Here is a 17320-nt window from a genome sequence, read left to right on the forward strand (position 1 = left end):
CTGCATTCTTTCCGGCCGAGCGTCGCTTTCTCAGGGAAAGCCGTCCGGCATCTATTTGACGGGCACATAAAATGACAGCTTCCGGCGTCCGCGTCCGCATTGCTCCCTCGCCGACCGGCGAGCCGCATGTCGGCACCGCATATATCGCACTCTTCAATTATCTTTTCGCCAAGAAGCACGGCGGCGAGTTCATCCTGCGTATCGAAGACACCGATGCCACGCGCTCGACACCAGAGTTCGAGACCAAGGTGCTCGACGCTCTGAAGTGGTGCGGCCTGAAGTGGTCGGAAGGTCCGGATATTGGTGGTCCCTATGGCCCTTACCGCCAGAGCGACCGCAAGGATATGTATCAGCCCTACGCCCAGCAGCTGCTGGACAAGGGCCATGCCTTCCGCTGTTTCTGCACGCCTGAGCGTCTGACCGAAATGCGCGAAGCCCAACGCGCCGCCGGCAAGCCGCCGAAGTACGACGGTCTCTGCCTCAAATACTCTGCCGAGGAAGTCTCTTCCAAGCTCGCATCGGGCGAAAGCTCCGTCATCCGCATGAAGATCCCGACCGAGGGCTCCTGCGACTTCACCGACGGCGTTTACGGCGACGTCTCGATTCCGTGGGACAGCGTCGACATGCAGGTCCTCATCAAAGGCGACGGCATGCCGACCTATCACATGGCCAACGTCATCGACGACCATCTGATGAAGATCACCCACGTCGCTCGCGGCGAGGAGTGGCTGGCCTCCGTGCCGAAGCACATCCTGCTTTATCGCTACTTCGAATGGGACCAGCCGGTGTTCATGCACCTGTCGCTGATGCGCAATGCTGACAAGTCAAAGCTGTCGAAGCGCAAGAACCCGACTTCGATTTCCTATTACACGGCGCTCGGCTACATCCCCGAAGCGTTGATGAACTTCCTTGGCCTGTTCTTCGTGCAGATCGCCGAAGGCGAAGAGCTGCTCGATATCGATGAACTCGCGGGCAAGTTCGACCCTGAAAACCTCTCGAAGGCCGGCGCCATCTTCGACATCCAGAAGCTCGACTGGCTGAACGGCCGCTGGATCCGCGAGAAGATGTCGGAAGAAGAGTTCCAGAGCCGCGTACTGACCTGGGCGATGGAAAACGATCGCCTGAAGGCCGGCCTGGCGCTGTCGCAGTCGCGCATCTCGAAGCTCGGCGAGCTTCCCGATCTGATGGGCTTCCTTCTGAAGTCGGACCTCAACCTCGATCCGTCCGCCTTCGCCAAGATCAAGTCGCCGCCCGAAGAGATCCTTGAGATCCTGAATACCGTGCAGCCGGATCTGGAAAAGATCCTCGAGTGGAACGTCGAATCCATCGAAGCCGAACTGCGCGCCATCGGCGACCGCATGGGCAAGAAGCTCAAGGTCATCGTGGCCCCGCTCTTCGTTGCCGTATCAGGCTCGTCCCGCTCGCTGCCGCTGTTCGACTCGATGGCAATCCTCGGCCGTTCGGTCGTGCGCCAGCGCCTGAAGCTTGCCGCCCAGGCCGTTGCCTCCCTCGTCGGCCCGAAGAACTGAACCGGACGTTTGCATCATGACTGAAAAGACCGAAACAGCGACCCTTTCCTCCGACGCAACCGAAGTCCGCGCCCAGAAGCTGAAGCTGCTGCGCGAACAGATCGGAGACGTCTATCCGGCGCATTTCCACCGGACGATGACAAACGCCGAGCTGGCGGAGAAGTACAAGGACCTCGAGGCAGACGTCGAGACACAGGATGTCGTGACCGTTGCCGGCCGCGTCTATTCCTCGCGCAACTCGGGCATGTTCATGGATATCCATGACGCCGGCGGCAAGATCCAGATCTTCAGCCACAAGGATGTGACGCCGGAAGAAGCCCGCAACATGCTGGGTATGATCGACATCGGCGACATCATCGGCGTAACCGGCACCGTGCGCCGCACCAAGCGTGGCGAGCTGTCGATCAACGCTCGCGAAATCACCATGCTGACGAAGTCGCTGCTCCCCATGCCGGAGAAGTGGAACGGCATTGCCGACGTCGAGATCCGCTACCGCAAACGCCACCTCGATATCCTCAGCAACGAAGAGTCGAAGCTCCGCTTCCAGCAGCGTTCGAAGATCGTCTCCGGCATCCGTCGTTTCATGGAAAACGACGGCTTCATGGAAGTCGAAACGCCGATGCTGCATTCGGTTTACGGCGGCGCCACCGCCGAGCCGTTCAAGACGCATCACAACACGCTGAAGCTCGACATGTACCTGCGCATCGCGCCGGAACTGTTCCTGAAGCGTACGCTGGTCTCCGGCCTCACCGACAAGGTGTTCGAGATCAACCGCAACTTCCGCAACGAAGGCGTCTCGACCCGGCACAATCCTGAATTCACGATGATGGAATGCTACTGGGCCTACGCCGACTACGAGGACATCATGGACCTCGTGGAGCGGCTGTTCGAAGGCCTGGCGCTGTCGATCCACGGTACGACGGACTTCCCCTTCGGCGACAAGACGATCTCCTTCAAGGGTCCGTTCAAGCGCGTTCCGATGCCCGATGCCGTCAAGGAAGTGACCGGCCTCGACTTCCTCGCCATGAAGACGGACGAGGAAGCCCGCGCTGCTGCCAAGGCTGCCGGCTTCGAAGTCGAGAAGGATTGGACCTGGGGCGAATGCCTTGCCTTCATCTTCGAGGAGAAGGTCGAGGGCACGCTGATCCAGCCGAGCCACGTCACCCACTTCCCGAAGGACATCTCGCCCTTCGCCAAGGAAGTGCCGGGCGAGCCGCGCCTCGTCGAGCGCTTCGAGACCTATTGCAACGCCTGGGAACTCGGCAACGCCTTCTCCGAACTTAACGATCCGGAAGAACAGCGCCGCCGCATGGTCGAGCAGCTGGAGCAGGCGCATGCCCGCGGCGAAAAGGAAAAGCAGCTGGACGACGAGTTCCTCGATGCGATCGACCAGGGCATGCCGCCAGCAGGTGGCCTCGGTATCGGCGTTGACCGCCTGATCATGCTTTTGACCAACGCGCCGTCAATCCGCGACGTCATCCTCTTCCCGGCTCGCCGCAGCAAGACGGACTGAGCAGGTTCAGGAATACCAAAAGGCGGCGTGACCCATCGGTTCCGCCGCCTTTTTCTATGGCATGAAATCAGTGGCCGGCGGCCGGTGCGGCCTCAGCCTCGGCTGCGGGCGCTTCGGCGGGGGCGGCACCATGCCCGCCGCCTTCTGCCGGCTTCTCTTCCTTGGCTTTGCCCTTGGCGGGCTTGCCTTCGCCCTCACCGCCTTCAGTCGCGGCGACAGCGATCGGATCGATACAGTCCGAATAGTCCTTGAACGACGCGTTCAACGCCGTGATCTCGTCTTCCGGTAGATCGACGCGCTCGCCAAAGAAGAGGCCGTTCGAAGCGGCAGCGCCATCATAATAGCGCGCGGTATAGGTCTTGCCGTCCAAGCTTTCGACGATCGGATCCGGGTGCGGGATATAGACCACGTCCGCGCCGATGGCCCGGCCGCGAATATCGGAGCGCAGTGTCGGGCCATTCGTGTCGAGCACGACGACCTGCACGAGATCCGGCTTCTCTGCCTCGTAGACCGCCTTGGCCACACGCAGGGCCGTCTTGACCCGGGTCATCCCGTCCGTCGGCTCCGTCTTGATGTACTTACGGATCCAGACGCGGTCCTGCTTCTTGATGGTGACGAGGTTGACGTCAGTGCATGCGGCTCCGTTCACGGTCTCCGCTGCGGGACCGAGTAAATTGTCCTTACCGATATACAGTGCTGCACCGCCGGAAACGCCCGCGAGAAGGGCAATTCCGCCGATGATCAACACCAATTTCCGGGAAGGCCGGAAGATGCGCAGTAAGGCCTTCACGCCAACTGCTCCGCCATCAAGAGACTCCAACGAGATACAATCGCGTCCGACGCTAGAGAAATGACGTTTCTGAATGCTTAAATACCGACCTCAACTTTGCGTCAGTACGGGATTAATCCCAAAAAAGGTCCAAGCTTTTCGCATGCTTGCCACTGGGCTCGCCCCCATGCTCTAACAGCGCATGGTCTTCACGCTTCGCCAGATTCAGTATTTCGTCGCCGTTGCCGAGCAGGGGTCAGTAACGCGTGCCGCGCAGAACCTTTCGATCTCGCAATCCTCGGTTACGGAAGCGCTGAAGGAGCTGGAAACCGACCTCGGCGTCGAACTGTTCGACCGGCATCCGCGCGGGCTGTCCATTACCCACAATGGCCACCAGTTCCTGCGCCACGCGACGAAAATCCTCGCCAGTGTCTCCGACGCCCGCGGCAGCTTTTCCGGCAAGCAGAACGAGCTGTCCGGCAAGCTGAACATCGGCGTCACCTCGCTCGTGGCGGGCTATGTTCTCTCCGATCTGCTGGCGCGCTATCGCCGCGCCTGCCCAGGCGTGGAGGTCAGCGCCATCGAGGACAATGGCGGCTACCTCGAACATCTGCTCGTGGGCGGTGAGCTTGACGTCGCCGTCATGGTCATCTCCAACCTGCGCGACCGCATGGCATTGCAGGCGGAGATATTGGAAACCTCGCCCTACCGTCTCTGGCTGCCGCTCGGCCACCCGCTGGTCTCCGCGGATATCATCTCGATTGCCGATATCGCGCGCGAGCCGCTGATCATGCTGACCGTTGACGAAATCGAGGAAAACACCGGCAAGCTGCTCTCGGCCCTTGGCGCGCGACCGCATGTAGCCTTCCGCACGCGCTCGGTCGAAGCGGTGCGCAGCCTTGTGGCAACGGGCGCGGGTGTCGCGCTCCTTCCCGATCTCGTCTACCGCCCCTGGTCGCTGGAAGGCGACCGCATCGAAAGCCGCGACGTCTCCGGTTCGCTCCCGGTCGTTCAGGTCGGCATGGTCTGGCGCAAGGGCTCCAGCCTGCCGCAGGCCGCACGCGACTTCGTCGGCATCGCCGAAGCGATGCGTTCAGGCCGCACGCGATAGCCAGATATCGGAAATTCCGATAGCGGCTTTCTGATAAATGAATTTGCGAAAGCGGCTTTTTCGCGTCACCTTTCTCACGGGAACAAAACGCCGCAAAAGCGGCATCCAACCGGGAGACAGACGATGAAGTATCTTCTGAAATCGTGCACGGTTGCGCTCGCGAGCTTGAGCTTCGTGACGCAGGTTGTGGCCGCGGAACCGCTGAAGGCTTTGGGCAAGGGCGAAGGTGCGGTCAGCATCGTGGCCTGGGCTGGCTATATCGAGCGCGGCGAAAGCGACAAGAATTACGACTGGGTCACCGGCTTCGAGAAGGAGACCGGTTGCAAGGTATCCGTGAAGACGGCAGCGACCTCCGACGAAATGGTCTCGCTGATGAACGAAGGCGGCTTTGACCTCGTCACCGCCTCGGGCGACGCCTCGCTTCGCCTCGTCGCCGGCAAGCGCGTCCAGCCGATCAACACCGATCTGATCCCGAGCTTCAAGAACGTCGACAAGCGCCTGCAGGACGCACCCTGGTACACGGTGAATGGCGTCCATTACGGCGTTCCCTATCTCTGGGGACCGAACGTCTTGATGTATAACACGGACGCCTTCAAGGATAAGGCACCGACCAGCTGGAACGTCGTGTTCGAAGAACAGAACCTGCCGGATGGCAAGTCCAACAAGGGCCGCGTCCAGGCCTATGACGGCCCGATCTACATCGCAGACGCTGCCCTTTACCTGATGGCGCACAAGCCGGAACTCGGCATCAAGGATCCCTACGAGCTGAACGAAGACCAGTACAAGGCGGCCCTCGATCTGCTGCGCGGCCAGCGCAAGATCGTCTCCCGCTACTGGCACGACGCCATGATCCAGATCGACGACTTCAAGAACGAAGGCGTGGTTGCTTCGGGTTCGTGGCCGTTCCAGGTCAACCTGATGCAGGCAGACAAGCAGAAGATCGCCTCCACCTTCCCTGAAGAAGGCGTCACCGGCTGGGCCGATACCACCATGCTGCATGCCGACAGCGAACACCCGAACTGCGCCTACATGTGGATGGAACATTCGCTGCAGGCAAAGGTACAGGGCGATGCCGCTGCCTGGTTCGGCGCCGTTCCCTCCGTCCCGGCTGCCTGCAAAGGCAACGAGCTGATGACCGATACCGGTTGCGCCACGAATGGCTATGACCACTTCGACAAGATCAAGTTCTGGAGAACCCCGACGGCAAAGTGCACGACGCAGAGCGAATGCGTGCCCTACCACCGCTGGGTATCGGACTACATCGGCGTGATTGGCGGGCGATAAACCCGCGCAATGGCGAACTCTCCCTCCCCGCCCGGAGGGAGATGTCCGAAGGACGGATGACGCGGGAGACGCAAGAAGCGAGCGTCCCAGTGATCAGCGAAGACGAACTTAGCCGCGCACTGCTCGTCCGCCCTTCGGATGACCGACCGACTTGAAACAAATGGCACAGCCAATCGACCGAACCACCACGCTTGGCAGAGTGGGCATACCCATGCCCTCTCGACACTTCGCTCTCCCTCCGGGGAAGAGAACAAGACGAGCAAATCGGAGCCTACCATGACCCCCGCAGTCCGTTTCCAACAGGTCTCACGCCATTTCGGCCAGGTTCGGGCCGTCGACAGCGTCGACCTCGAAATCGCGCCGGGCGAATTCTTCGCGATGCTCGGTCCGTCCGGCTCCGGCAAGACCACCTGCCTGCGCCTGATCGCCGGCTTCGAGCAGCCGACCGGCGGCCACATCGAAATCTTTGGAGAGACGGCCGAGGGGATCCCGCCCTATCGACGCAACGTCAACACGGTCTTCCAGGACTACGCCCTGTTCCCGCACCTCAACATTCTCGACAACGTCGCCTACGGGCTGATGGTCAAGGGCGTAGCCAAGGCCGAGCGCACGAAGGCCGCCGAGCAGACACTGGAGCTGGTAAAGCTTCCGGGCTACGGCGCGCGCAAGCCCGGCCAGCTCTCCGGCGGACAGCGGCAGCGCGTGGCGCTCGCCCGCGCCCTCGTCAACAAGCCGAAGGTCCTTCTCCTTGACGAACCGCTCGGCGCGCTTGACCTGAAGCTGCGTGAGCAGATGCAGGAAGAGCTGAAGAGCCTGCAGCGTGCGCTTGGCATCACCTTCGTCTTCGTAACCCACGACCAGGGCGAGGCCCTGTCGATGGCCGACCGCGTCGCCGTCTTCAACAACGGCGGCATCGTCCAGGAAGGCACGCCGCACGACATCTACCGTCGTCCGAAAACGCGCTTTGTCGCCGATTTCGTCGGCTCCTCCAACGTCATCGCGCCAGACCTGATGACCGCGCTCGGCGGCGAGAAGCGCTGGGCGAGCCTGCGTCCAGAAGCGATCCATGTCACCGGCGACGGCGTCGAGGCCCGCGTCGAAAATGCCAGTTTCCTGGGTGCGGCAACCCGTCTGACGGTTGCGACCAAAGGCACGCGCCTGCATGTGATGCTGCCGGCCGGCGCCAATGTTCCCGATGTCGGCGCAAACGTCCGTCTGGCCTGGCAGCCTGTCGACGTACACTACATGGATGACGCAGCATGACCGTCCTTGCTCTCACCAAGCCGGCGGCGCTGCGCGAGACCTCGATCCTGCCGGGGCGGGGCGGGCTCTTCGGCCGGCTCTCCGACGCCTTCTGGCGGCACCCGAAGCTGCTGCTCATCCTGATGCTGACGCCGCCACTGCTGTGGCTCGGCATCATCTATATCGGCTCGCTGATCGCGCTGCTCCTGCAGAGCTTCTTCTCGATCGACGATTTCTCCGGCCTGGTGAACTACGAGTTCACGCTGGCGACTTACGCTCAGCTGCTCAGCCCGACGAATTTCGACATCATCATCCGCACCATCCTCATGGCGGCGCTGGTGACGCTGGCTTCCGCTGTCGTTGCCTTCCCGATCGCCTATTATGCGGCCCGCTACGCGCAGGGCAAATGGAAGGCGCTGTTCTATCTCGGCGTCATGCTGCCGCTGTGGTCCAGCTATCTCGTGAAGATCTACGCCTGGAAACTCATCCTCGCGAAGGAAGGCATCCTGACCTGGATCTTCGCCAAGCTGCACCTGTCCTGGCTGCTCGACGGCATCCTGAACCTGCCCGTCATCGGCGGCAACTCGCTGTCGGTCAGCTATCTCGGCACCTTCCTCGTCTTCGTCTACGTCTGGCTGCCCTACATGATCCTGCCGACACAGGCGGCGTTGGAGCGTGTCCAGGGCAATCTGATCGAGGCCTCATCCGATCTCGGCGCAACGCCAAGCCAGACGTTCCGCAACGTGCTGTTCCCGCTGGCGCTGCCCGGTATCGTCGCAGGATCGATCTTCACCTTCTCGCTGACACTAGGCGACTACATCATTCCGCAGATCATCGGCTCGTCGCGTCTCTTCATCGGCCAGGCGGTCTATGCCCAGCAGGGTACGGCCGGCAACGTCCCGCTCGCCGCCGCCTTCTCGGTCGTCCCGATCTTCATCATGGCCATCTATCTCTGGCTAGCCAAGAAACAGGGAGCCTTCGATGCGCTCTGACCGTTCACAGCGTTCGCCGCTGCTCCTGAAGATCGCCGCCGGCGGCGGCTTGCTCTTCCTGCACCTGCCGATCCTTCTGATCTTCGTCTACGCCTTCACGACGGAAGAGAAGAGCTATCAATGGCCGCCGCCGGGCCTGACCCTGCAGTGGTTCCCGATCGCCTGGAACCGGCCGGATGTCTGGGCAGCACTCGGACTGTCGGTGCAGGTTGCCGTCATCGCCACATCGATCGCGCTGGTGCTCGGCACGCTCTGCGCCGCCGCCGTCAGCCAGACGAAGTTCTTTGGACGTGAAGCAATCTCGCTGCTGGTCATCCTGCCGATCGCGCTGCCCGGTATCATCACCGGCATTGCGCTACGCTCCGCCTTCAGCCTGTTCGACATCCCGTTCTCGGTCTGGACGATCGTGCTCGGCCACGCGACCTTCTGCGTCGTCGTCGTCTACAACAACGCCGTCGCCCGTTTCCGCCGCACTTCCGGGTCGCTGATCGAAGCGTCGATGGATCTTGGCGCCGATGGCTTCCAGACCTTCCGGCATGTGATCCTGCCGAACATCGGCACGGCGCTTCTGGCCGGCGGCATGCTGGCCTTCGCGCTGTCCTTCGACGAGGTCATCGTCACCACCTTCACCGGCGGCCAGCAATCGACCCTGCCGATCTGGATGCTCGAAGAACTCATCCGCCCGCGCCAGCGCCCTGTTACCAACGTGGTCGCGATGGTCGTCGTGCTCGTCACCTTCCTGCCGATCCTGGCAGCCTACTACCTCACTCGCGACGGCGACCAGGTCGCCGGAGCCGGCAAATAAACAGGAAGCGGGATAAGCCCCATCCCGCCCCTCAAAGACAAGGGAGAACATAATGGACACCGCGATGCTGATTGGGTCCCGCTTCGAAGCGGGCACGGAAACGGAAGAGCACATCCTCAATCCGAAGACGGGTGAAACAGTGCTTGACCTGCCGGAAGCCTCGCTTGGCCAGATCGACGCCGCCGTGGACGCAGCGGAAAGCGCGTTCAAGCACTGGTCGCAGACGACGCCGGGCGAACGCTCCAGCTACCTCCTGAAGATCGCCGATGCGATCGAGAAGGATGCCGCAGGCTTTGCAGCACTCGAAGCGTTGAACTGCGGCAAGCCGATCAATGCCGTGCTCAACGACGAAATCCCCGCTATCGTCGATTGTTATCGCTTCTTCGCAGGCGCGGTGCGCAACCTGCACGGCCCAGTCGCTGGCGAATACCTGCCCGGCCACACCTCGATGATCCGCCGCGACGCCGTCGGCATCGTCGGCTCGATCGCCCCCTGGAACTACCCGCTGATGATGATGGCGTGGAAGCTGGCGCCGGCGATAGCGGGCGGCAATACCGTCGTCTTCAAGCCCTCGGAACAGACGCCGCTGACAGCCCTGAAGATGGCGAAGCTGCTCTCCGCAATCCTGCCTGAAGGCGTCGTCAACGTCATTCTCGGCCGTGGTGAAAGCGTCGGCAACGCGCTGATCAACCACCCGAAGATCTCGATGCTATCGATCACCGGCGACGTCGCGACCGGCAAGAAGGTGCTGCAGGCCGCTGCCAAGACCGTGAAACGCACGCATCTGGAACTCGGCGGCAAGGCGCCTGTAATCATTTTCGACGACGCCGATATCGATGCGGTCGTCTCAGGCATCCGCACCTTCGGCTACTACAACGCCGGCCAGGATTGCACCGCCGCCTGCCGCATCTATGCCGATGCGAAGGTCTACGACAAGTTCGTCGCCGACCTCTCCTCGGCCGTCTCCTCGATCAAGTTCAACCAGGCCGATGATACCGAAAACGAAATCGGCCCGCTGATCTCCAAGCGCCAGCGCGACCGCGTCGAAAGCTTCGTCGCCCGTGCCGGCGAGCACAAGCACATGGAAATCACCACGGGCGGCAAGACATCAGGCGACAAGGGCTTCTTCTACACGCCGACCGTTATCGCCGGCGCCACACAGGAAGACGAGATCGTCCGCCGCGAGGTCTTCGGCCCCGTCGTGTCTGTCACCCGCTTCACGGATGTCGAAAATGCGGTCACCTGGGCCAACGACAGCGACTATGGCCTCGCCTCGTCCGTCTGGACCAAGGATATCAGCCGCGGCATGAAGACCGCCGCCCGCCTTCAGTATGGCTGCACCTGGATCAACACCCACTTCATGCTCACCAACGAAATGCCGCATGGCGGCCTGAAGCAATCAGGCTACGGCAAGGACATGTCCGTCTACGCACTGGAAGACTACACGACCGTCCGCCACGTCATGATCAACCACGGTTGATCAGCGATTAAGCACGGTTGATCCGCGCGTGCCGGGCCAGCCGCCCGGCGCGCAACCCAAAAACAATAAATACGCAAAGGGGAGTCCACATGAAACGCCGTACCATTCTCGCCGCCTTCGGCGGCTTCTGCCTCGCCTCGACGCTTGCCACGGCACCTGTCTATGCCGCCGACCAGACGCCGCTCGAGGTCGTCCAGCAGTATCTCGCCGCCTGGAACGCCCATGACTCGGCCAAGGCTGCCTCCCACTTCGATGAAAAGGTGAGCTACTACGACGCATCCGTCGGCAAGCCGACGGTCGGAAAGGCCGAAGCCAAGGCCGGTGTCATCGACAGCTTCATGACCGCGGTGCCAGACCTGAAATGGGTGATGCGCGGCGATCCGATCGTCAGTGGAAACAAGGTTTCCTTCGAGTGGACCTTCTCGGGCAACAACAGCGGACCTTGGGCGGATGGCACCAAGGCCACCAACAAGTCCTTCTCCTTCGACGGCGCGTCTGTTTTCGTCATCGAAAACAACATGATCAAGCAGCAGTCGGATTATTACGATGCTCTCGGCTTCTACAAGCAGCTGGGCTTGATGTAACCGACAACAAACCTTCGGCGCCCGCAGAAAAGGGCGCCGTTGGCCTACCGCCTAGCCCACAGTCCGGCCTGTGCTGATTGCAGCGACCGCAATGGAACAAATTTCCTCGCACCGCGTCATCTAGACGATGGACACAGAGGAAAAAATCCATGCTTAAATGGGCTCTCATATTTTTCGTTATTTCGCTGCTCGCCGGCTTCTTTGGTTTCTCCGGGGTTTCGGCGGCAACCGCGACGATTGCCCGCGTTCTCTTCGGCATCGCGCTGGTGATCTTCCTGATCTTCCTCATCCTGGCGCTGATGGCCGGACAGGCGATCCTTTAACCTGTTTTCGTCCGTTGCGCGGCAAATAGAGGCACCGAGTCCTTGAAGCCTTTCAGCGACACGGCGCCCAGTCCCTGAAAAGCAAGACCACGTTCTGCCGCTTCCGCGGCAGTTCGTGTATTTGGGCAAACGAGTGTCTGCGACGGCCCGGCAACCGCTGAAACGCGGGCCGCGAGATTGACCGTCCTGCCGAAAATATCGCCGTCGCGCGGTACCACCTGCCCTGTCGCCACACCGACCCGTACGGGAGGAAGATCGTGCTCACGGCTTTGCTCGACCAGGCAAAGCGCTGCCTCGACCGCCGAAGCCGCGTCCGGGAACAGCATCATCACACCATCCCCCAAAGGCTTGACGATGCGTCCCTCGCAGGTGCCTGCAAGCCGTTGAGCGATCGCCTCGAAGCGAGCGGCCTTCTCCGCAGCAGGCGCGTCCCCGATCTCATGCGTCAGGCCGGTGAACCCCGAAAGATCGGCAAAGGCCACCGCCGGAAGGCTCTCCTCCTCGCCCTGCTCCATGCCATGTTCGCGCAAGGCTTCCTGAAGCCTGCCGACGATGTTGTCGAAAACCGCCTCCTCCAGCACTCTTCGTTGCAGCAGGAACAGCACGCGAAATCCGATCCGCTGCAACGCCAGACGCCGACCCGCCGAGATCTCCAGAAGCTGATGATAGCTGACGCCGGCATTCAGCATCGGCTCCTCGACCTCAGCGCGGAAGAGGTCACGCATGGTGTCGACGCAACGACGCACCGAATGGCCGAAGACGCGCAATACACGCTCCATGCCGGCGGCCGATGCGCCGAGCTGCATGCATTCGGCGATAAGGCGCACGAACTCGACATCGTCCTCGCGAAGCGGATGCCCGGGTGACAACAAGGGCAGGCTTGCGCTGGCTCTGAGACCATTCACCGTATCGAGATCGACATTTCCAGCCGCGACTTCATCGTCGACCGATGCGCTTGTCATGGTCACCGGCTCGAACATCAGTTGGCTGGCGAATTCGAACGAGAAGATCTGCCGTTTCAGCCCCTCAGCCAGGACATCGAGGCCGATGCCGGCATCCTGCAGCGCCAGGATCAGCCGAAGCCTGCTGACATCGCTGAGGGTGTAGCCCAGCGCGCCGGGGTCGAGGATCTGCCGTTGCTCGAGAACGGTGAGCCGCGCTTCATCGCAGCCGGCAAGCATCAACAATCTCTCACGCGTCAACGCTTCCATCGCGGCAACCTCTGGATAAAGAGACTGCTTTTTACATCAAAGCCGTGTGCCTCTCCACGCAGCCAATCGGGTTAGAGGAGGCTTGCTCCGACATTGATGGCAAGCGCCAGGATCGTTGTGTTGAACAGGAATGACAGGATGGAATGCAGCAGTGTCAGCTTGCGCATTCCGGTAGATGTCGTTGCCACATCAGCGGTCTGCGAGGCAACGCCGATGGTGAAGGAGTAATAGAGGAAATCCCAGTAGACTGGTTCCTCTACCCCCTCGGGGAACTTCAGCCCCTCACCCTTGTCGTCCCCACCATAGAAGCGATGCGCATAATGCACCGTGAACAGGGTATGCAGAAACACCCAGGAGATCAGGATGGTGACGATTGCCGCCAGCGCTCTTCCAAGCGCAACGCCCGGCGCCGCCTCCTTCACGGAATGCAGTTCGAGGCCGATGCCGGCGATGCTGGCAACCGCTGCCGAGATCGACAGGAAAAGCAGCAGTGTGTCGGAGAAGTCTAGATCTTCGGACCTTTTGCGGATCGACGCGACAGTTGCCCTCAGCATCCGCCGCCACGTGGCGGCAATGAAGACAACCGCGGCGACGTTCCAGCCCGCCAGTACGTTGCGGGCGTTGACCTCGCGCGTCGTTAAAAGCAGGAAAACCAGCAGGCCGACGAAGAGAGCAACGAACACGGCGGCATGCTTGCGTATCAACTGCACCAAGCGGTTTGTCTGGCCGTGTCGTTCGTATGCCATGAAATGCTCCGCCGGTACGAGATTACCTTTGATATCAGCTCGATACCGGCAAGAGCAATATAGGGCTCAGCCCGTCCAGCCGCCATCCACGACGTGGATCTGACCGGTGGTGAACCCGGCCTCATCACCAGCGAGATAGGTCACCAGCGCAGCGATTTCCTCCGGCGTTGCAATCCGTCCCATCGGCTGGCGGCCGATGAAATCCTTCAAGGCCTTCTCGTAGTCACCGGTGGCACGCAGGCGATCATGCAGCGACGGGCTGTCCACCGTGCCCGGGCAGATCGCATTGGCGCGGATGCCCTTGGCGACGAAATCGGAAGCGATCGACTTGGTAAGACCAATCACCGCCGCCTTCGAGGCGCTGTAGGCGAAACGGTTGGGAACGCCTTTCACGCTCGATGCAACTGACGCCATGTTGACGATCGAGCCCTTCCCTTTCGCGAGCATGCCCGGCAGGAAGGTCCGGCAGGTCGTGTACATGGCCTTGGCATTAAGGTTGAAGGAGAAATCCCAATCCTTCTCCTCGCATTCCAGAATCGTCCCGGCATGGACAAAGCCGGCGCAGTTGAAGAGAACGTCGATCGGACCGACCTCGGCCGCGAAGGCGCGAACGGCATCGCCATTCAGGACATCGAGCACATGCTTTTCAGCGCCCTCCAGCGTGGAAAGCGTCGCCTGGTTAATGTCGGTGGCATACACTTGGGCGCCGAGTGAGATGAAGCGCTCCGCGCTGGCGCGACCGATACCCTGCCCGGCCGCCGTGATGACGACCTTCTTGCCTTCCAAACCGTGGCTCATGACCTCTCCCATATGCTGTGGCGCTTGCGGCGCATTCATTCATATGCAAACATTATATTCATTATGCCGTCAATCACATTGTCCCAGACAGGATGCTGACTCAGCGCACGGGAGGCCTGTTCAGCGTGGCGCCATCGGGCGCGAAATCCGGTGTTTGGGAAATAGGCGGCGGAAGCCAGAGCATGGATGGGAGGAACCGCATGCTGTTCGACACACACCTGCACATCATCGACCGGGGGCGGCTTGACTACCCCTGGCTTCCCGATGTGCCGGCGCTCAATCACGATAGCCTCTATGAAGACTATGCCCGCGACGCCCTGCGCTGCGGCATCACCAATGTCCTGCACATGGAGGTCGATGTCGCGCCACAGCAGATCGGCAGCGAGACCACCTACGTCAAGGAAATCAGCGCGCGCCCGGGCAGCCTCGTGCGTGGCGCCATTGCCGCATGCCGTCCGGAGGAGGATGGCTTCGCCGCCCATCTGGAAAGTTGCCTCGCCGATCCTTTCATCAAGGGCTTCCGCCGCGTGCTGCATGTGGCGCCTGATGACACGTCGGAACGGCCGCTCTTCCGTGACAACATCAGGCGCTTGGCAAATACCCGCCTGACCTTCGACCTCTGCGTCTTCCCGCATCAATTCGAACGCATCCTGACGCTGGTCGATCTCAATCCGGATGTGCGTTTCATCCTCGACCATTGCGCCAACCCGCCGATCAAGGACGGAATGAGCACCCTCTGGCGCCAGGGAATCACTGAATTTTCCCGCCGCCCCAACGTCACCGCGAAAATCTCCGGCGTCATCGCCTATGGCGATCTCGAAGGATGGTCGGCTGAGAGCCTGCGTCCCTATGTCGAGCACACGATCCAAAGCTTCGGCTGGGACCGCGTCGTCTGGGGTAGCGACTGGCCCGTCTGCACGCTGGGCGGAGGCCTGACGCCATGGGTGGCGGCAACCTATGCCCTGACCGCTGGCTGCAGCGCCGACGAGCGCGACAAGCTCTACCAGACCAACGCCAAACGCATCTGGTCGGTCTGATCGCAGAACGACCCGTGCCAAAACCGAGACAAGTGGATTTCACTCAAATCCACTTGCGGGTACTATGTGACGCGTTTGCTTCCAGCGGTTGTTTCCATATGCAGGAGACTTCAGGCATGGCCGAGACATCGATACACCGCCGCCTCGCCGCAATACTCGTCGCCGACGTGGTCGGTTACTCGCGGATGATGGAGGCCGACGAGGTCGGAACATTCGAGCTACTGAAGGAACGCCGCGCTCAGGTGCTAGACCCCGTCATACGCGACCATAGCGGTCGCATCGTCAAACTGCTGGGTGATGGAGTTCTGGTCGAATTCGCCAGCGCAATCAACGCGGTCGAGGCCGCGCTAGCGCTTCAGCAAAGGATGACGGAAGCGAACAAGGGCCTTCCCGAGCAAGGACGGGTCGTGCTCAGAATCGGCATCAATCTCGGCGACGTGATCGGCGAAGGCTCGGACATCTACGGGGAAGGCGTCAATGTCGCAGCGCGGCTCGAAGCGCTGGCCGAACCGGGCGGAATCTGCCTCTCCGAAAAGGTCCACAATGAGGTTCGAGGCAAGATCCCCGTTGCCATGAAAGACTTGGGACTGGTGCAGCTCAAAAACATTGCAGCACCAGTCAGGATTTTTGGCATGGAAACCGCTCGCACGATATCATCTGCCATCCCCCCACCTGGAAAGGAGTTCACAACCGTCGCCATTCTCCCGCTGACAAACATATCGGGAAGCGCGGAACAGGACTATTTCGCGGACGGCATCACCGAAGACATCATTACCGAACTGAGCCGGTTCAAGAACCTTTCGGTCGTCGCACGAAATACGACATTCGCCTACAAGGGCCAGTCGGTGAATGTCGCCGAGCTCGGCCGGCAACTCGGCGCGGATTTCATCCTCGAGGGTAGCATACGGTTGCTCGGGCAGCGAATTCGCGCCACTGTGCAACTCATCGACGCGCAGACGGGCGCGCAGGCATTTGCCGAGAAATTCCATCGCTAAATGGCCGACATCTTCGCTGTCCAGGACGAGATCGTCGAAGCGATTGTCGGCCGGCTGTTCTTCAATCTTCAGGATGTCGCTGGCGTCGTCCGTGGAAGAACCTCCACGACAAGCATCTCCGCGTATACGTCCTGGCTGCGAGCTGGTGCGGCCTGGCGCAACGGCGACGAGCCAGGTGCCCGCGCACACATGCACGAGGCGATACGGATCGATCCGCAATATGCGCCCGCGCTCGCATCACTCGGGCTGCTTTACGCATACTGGCGGTTCAGCGAGCCAAGTGCGGCGACAGATCTTGAACGCGACGAGCAATGCCGACACTTCATCGCGCGTGCGATCGCCCTGGACAAGAATGATCCGTTCGTCCTGACGAGCGTCGCTGCCAGCCTTTTGCTGATCGGTGACATTCAAGATGCCCTTCGCTACTCGGAGATCGCCATCTCCATCAGTCCGCGAGACATAAACGTTCTTGTCGCCAGGGGCATGATCGTCTCCTACGCCGGAAGGCATGAGGAAGGCCTCGCCATGGTCGAGCGCGGCTGCAAGTTCGAGCCGATCTTGCCTCCGGCGTTTCTTTCGAGCCCCGGAGACTGCTACTATCTGGCACGCAGGTTCGACGAAGCGCTGACTGCTTATGGAGCACTGATCGATCCGCCGTATTTTTTCCGGTTAAATCAAGCCGCCTGTCTCGCCCAGCTCGGCAGAACAGAAGAGGCTTTCGTCATGGCGCGGCAGAAACCCCATGCATTCGACGTCGAGATTTATGCTCGGAACACAGTAAAGCTATGTGCTTTGCCGGAAGATGGGAGACTTTGGCTCGACGGCATCCGCAAAACGGGACTACTTGCTTCTTCCAGCAGTCTCTAGCGATCGGCCAAAAATAAAGGGCGGCGCCATCGGC

The 17320-nt window shown here is 61.1% G+C and carries 17 protein-coding genes; 13 read left to right on the top strand and 4 right to left on the bottom strand.

What is annotated here, in order from left to right:
- The first annotated feature begins 71 nt into the window (after nucleotides 1–71).
- Together gltX and lysS are read left to right on the top strand one after the other, a co-directional pair.
- Nucleotides 72–1529, top strand: a complete 1458-nt coding sequence (gene gltX / locus QTL94_RS10640; protein WP_065694686.1) for a glutamate--tRNA ligase — start codon at nucleotides 72–74, stop codon at nucleotides 1527–1529.
- A gap of 16 nt (nucleotides 1530–1545) precedes the next feature.
- Nucleotides 1546–3042 carry a lysine--tRNA ligase gene (gene lysS, locus QTL94_RS10645; protein ID WP_289801500.1) on the top strand — a complete coding sequence of 499 codons (1497 nt, stop codon included), beginning with the start codon at nucleotides 1546–1548 and terminating at the stop codon, nucleotides 3040–3042.
- Nucleotides 3043–3109: 67 nt separating this feature from the next.
- On the opposite strand, the gene QTL94_RS10650 is transcribed toward lysS, so the two are convergent.
- Nucleotides 3110–3832, bottom strand: coding sequence for a hypothetical protein (locus QTL94_RS10650; protein WP_289801501.1), 723 nt, complete (start codon nucleotides 3830–3832; stop codon nucleotides 3110–3112).
- 181 nt (nucleotides 3833–4013) lie between these two features.
- Between QTL94_RS10650 and QTL94_RS10655 the strand changes: the two genes are divergently transcribed.
- From QTL94_RS10655 to QTL94_RS10690, 8 genes are all read left to right on the top strand, one after another.
- Nucleotides 4014–4922 (top strand): LysR family transcriptional regulator, encoded by a 909-nt coding sequence (locus QTL94_RS10655; protein ID WP_289801502.1) that lies wholly within the window; start codon nucleotides 4014–4016, stop codon nucleotides 4920–4922.
- A gap of 123 nt (nucleotides 4923–5045) precedes the next feature.
- Entirely contained in the window at nucleotides 5046–6206 is a 1161-nt protein-coding gene (locus QTL94_RS10660) for an ABC transporter substrate-binding protein (RefSeq protein WP_289801503.1), read from the top strand.
- Between the two features lie 276 nt (nucleotides 6207–6482).
- Entirely contained in the window at nucleotides 6483–7469 is a 987-nt protein-coding gene (locus tag QTL94_RS10665) for an ABC transporter ATP-binding protein (protein WP_289801504.1), read from the top strand.
- Entirely contained in the window at nucleotides 7466–8440 is a 975-nt protein-coding gene (locus QTL94_RS10670; RefSeq protein WP_289801505.1) for an ABC transporter permease, read from the top strand. Before QTL94_RS10665 ends, QTL94_RS10670 begins: the two co-directional genes overlap by 4 nt.
- The gene (locus QTL94_RS10675; protein ID WP_016556961.1) at nucleotides 8430–9245 is read left to right on the top strand and encodes an ABC transporter permease; all 816 of its coding nucleotides are present in this window, start codon (nucleotides 8430–8432) and stop codon (nucleotides 9243–9245) included. The genes QTL94_RS10670 and QTL94_RS10675 overlap by 11 nt, the downstream gene beginning before the upstream one ends.
- Before the next feature lie 52 nt (nucleotides 9246–9297).
- Complete coding sequence (locus QTL94_RS10680; RefSeq protein ID WP_289801506.1) at nucleotides 9298–10725, top strand: gamma-aminobutyraldehyde dehydrogenase; 1428 nt, start codon at nucleotides 9298–9300, stop codon at nucleotides 10723–10725.
- 89 nt (nucleotides 10726–10814) lie between these two features.
- Nucleotides 10815–11309 carry an ester cyclase gene (locus QTL94_RS10685; protein WP_289801507.1) on the top strand — a complete coding sequence of 165 codons (495 nt, stop codon included), beginning with the start codon at nucleotides 10815–10817 and terminating at the stop codon, nucleotides 11307–11309.
- A gap of 149 nt (nucleotides 11310–11458) precedes the next feature.
- Nucleotides 11459–11632: a DUF1328 domain-containing protein gene (locus QTL94_RS10690; protein ID WP_065694676.1), complete on the top strand. Its 174-nt coding sequence runs from the start codon at nucleotides 11459–11461 to the stop codon at nucleotides 11630–11632.
- Here the strand turns inward: QTL94_RS10690 and QTL94_RS10695 are convergent.
- The 3 genes from QTL94_RS10695 to QTL94_RS10705 all read right to left on the bottom strand — a co-directional run bounded on the left by QTL94_RS10695 (nucleotide 11629) and on the right by QTL94_RS10705 (nucleotide 14387).
- Complete coding sequence (locus tag QTL94_RS10695) at nucleotides 11629–12843, bottom strand: adenylate/guanylate cyclase domain-containing protein (RefSeq protein ID WP_289801508.1); 1215 nt, start codon at nucleotides 12841–12843, stop codon at nucleotides 11629–11631. The genes QTL94_RS10690 and QTL94_RS10695 overlap by 4 nt on opposite strands.
- 71 nt (nucleotides 12844–12914) lie before the next feature.
- A complete protein-coding gene (locus QTL94_RS10700) occupies nucleotides 12915–13589 on the bottom strand; it encodes a DUF1345 domain-containing protein (RefSeq protein ID WP_289801509.1) in 675 nt (224 codons plus the stop codon).
- 66 nt (nucleotides 13590–13655) lie between these two features.
- Nucleotides 13656–14387 carry an SDR family oxidoreductase gene (locus QTL94_RS10705; RefSeq protein WP_065694673.1) on the bottom strand — a complete coding sequence of 244 codons (732 nt, stop codon included), beginning with the start codon at nucleotides 14385–14387 and terminating at the stop codon, nucleotides 13656–13658.
- Nucleotides 14388–14587: 200 nt separating this feature from the next.
- On the opposite strand from QTL94_RS10705, the gene QTL94_RS10710 reads away from it, so the two are divergent.
- From QTL94_RS10710 to QTL94_RS10720, 3 genes are all read left to right on the top strand, one after another.
- Entirely contained in the window at nucleotides 14588–15424 is an 837-nt protein-coding gene (locus tag QTL94_RS10710; RefSeq protein WP_289801510.1) for an amidohydrolase family protein, read from the top strand.
- 116 nt (nucleotides 15425–15540) lie between these two features.
- Complete coding sequence (locus QTL94_RS10715; RefSeq protein ID WP_289801511.1) at nucleotides 15541–16419, top strand: adenylate/guanylate cyclase domain-containing protein; 879 nt, start codon at nucleotides 15541–15543, stop codon at nucleotides 16417–16419.
- Nucleotides 16420–17286 carry a tetratricopeptide repeat protein gene (locus QTL94_RS10720; protein ID WP_289801512.1) on the top strand — a complete coding sequence of 289 codons (867 nt, stop codon included), beginning with the start codon at nucleotides 16420–16422 and terminating at the stop codon, nucleotides 17284–17286.
- Nucleotides 17287–17320 lie beyond the last annotated feature (34 nt).

Source organism: Rhizobium sp. S96 (assembly GCF_030382195.1).
Lineage (GTDB): Bacteria > Pseudomonadota > Alphaproteobacteria > Rhizobiales > Rhizobiaceae > Rhizobium.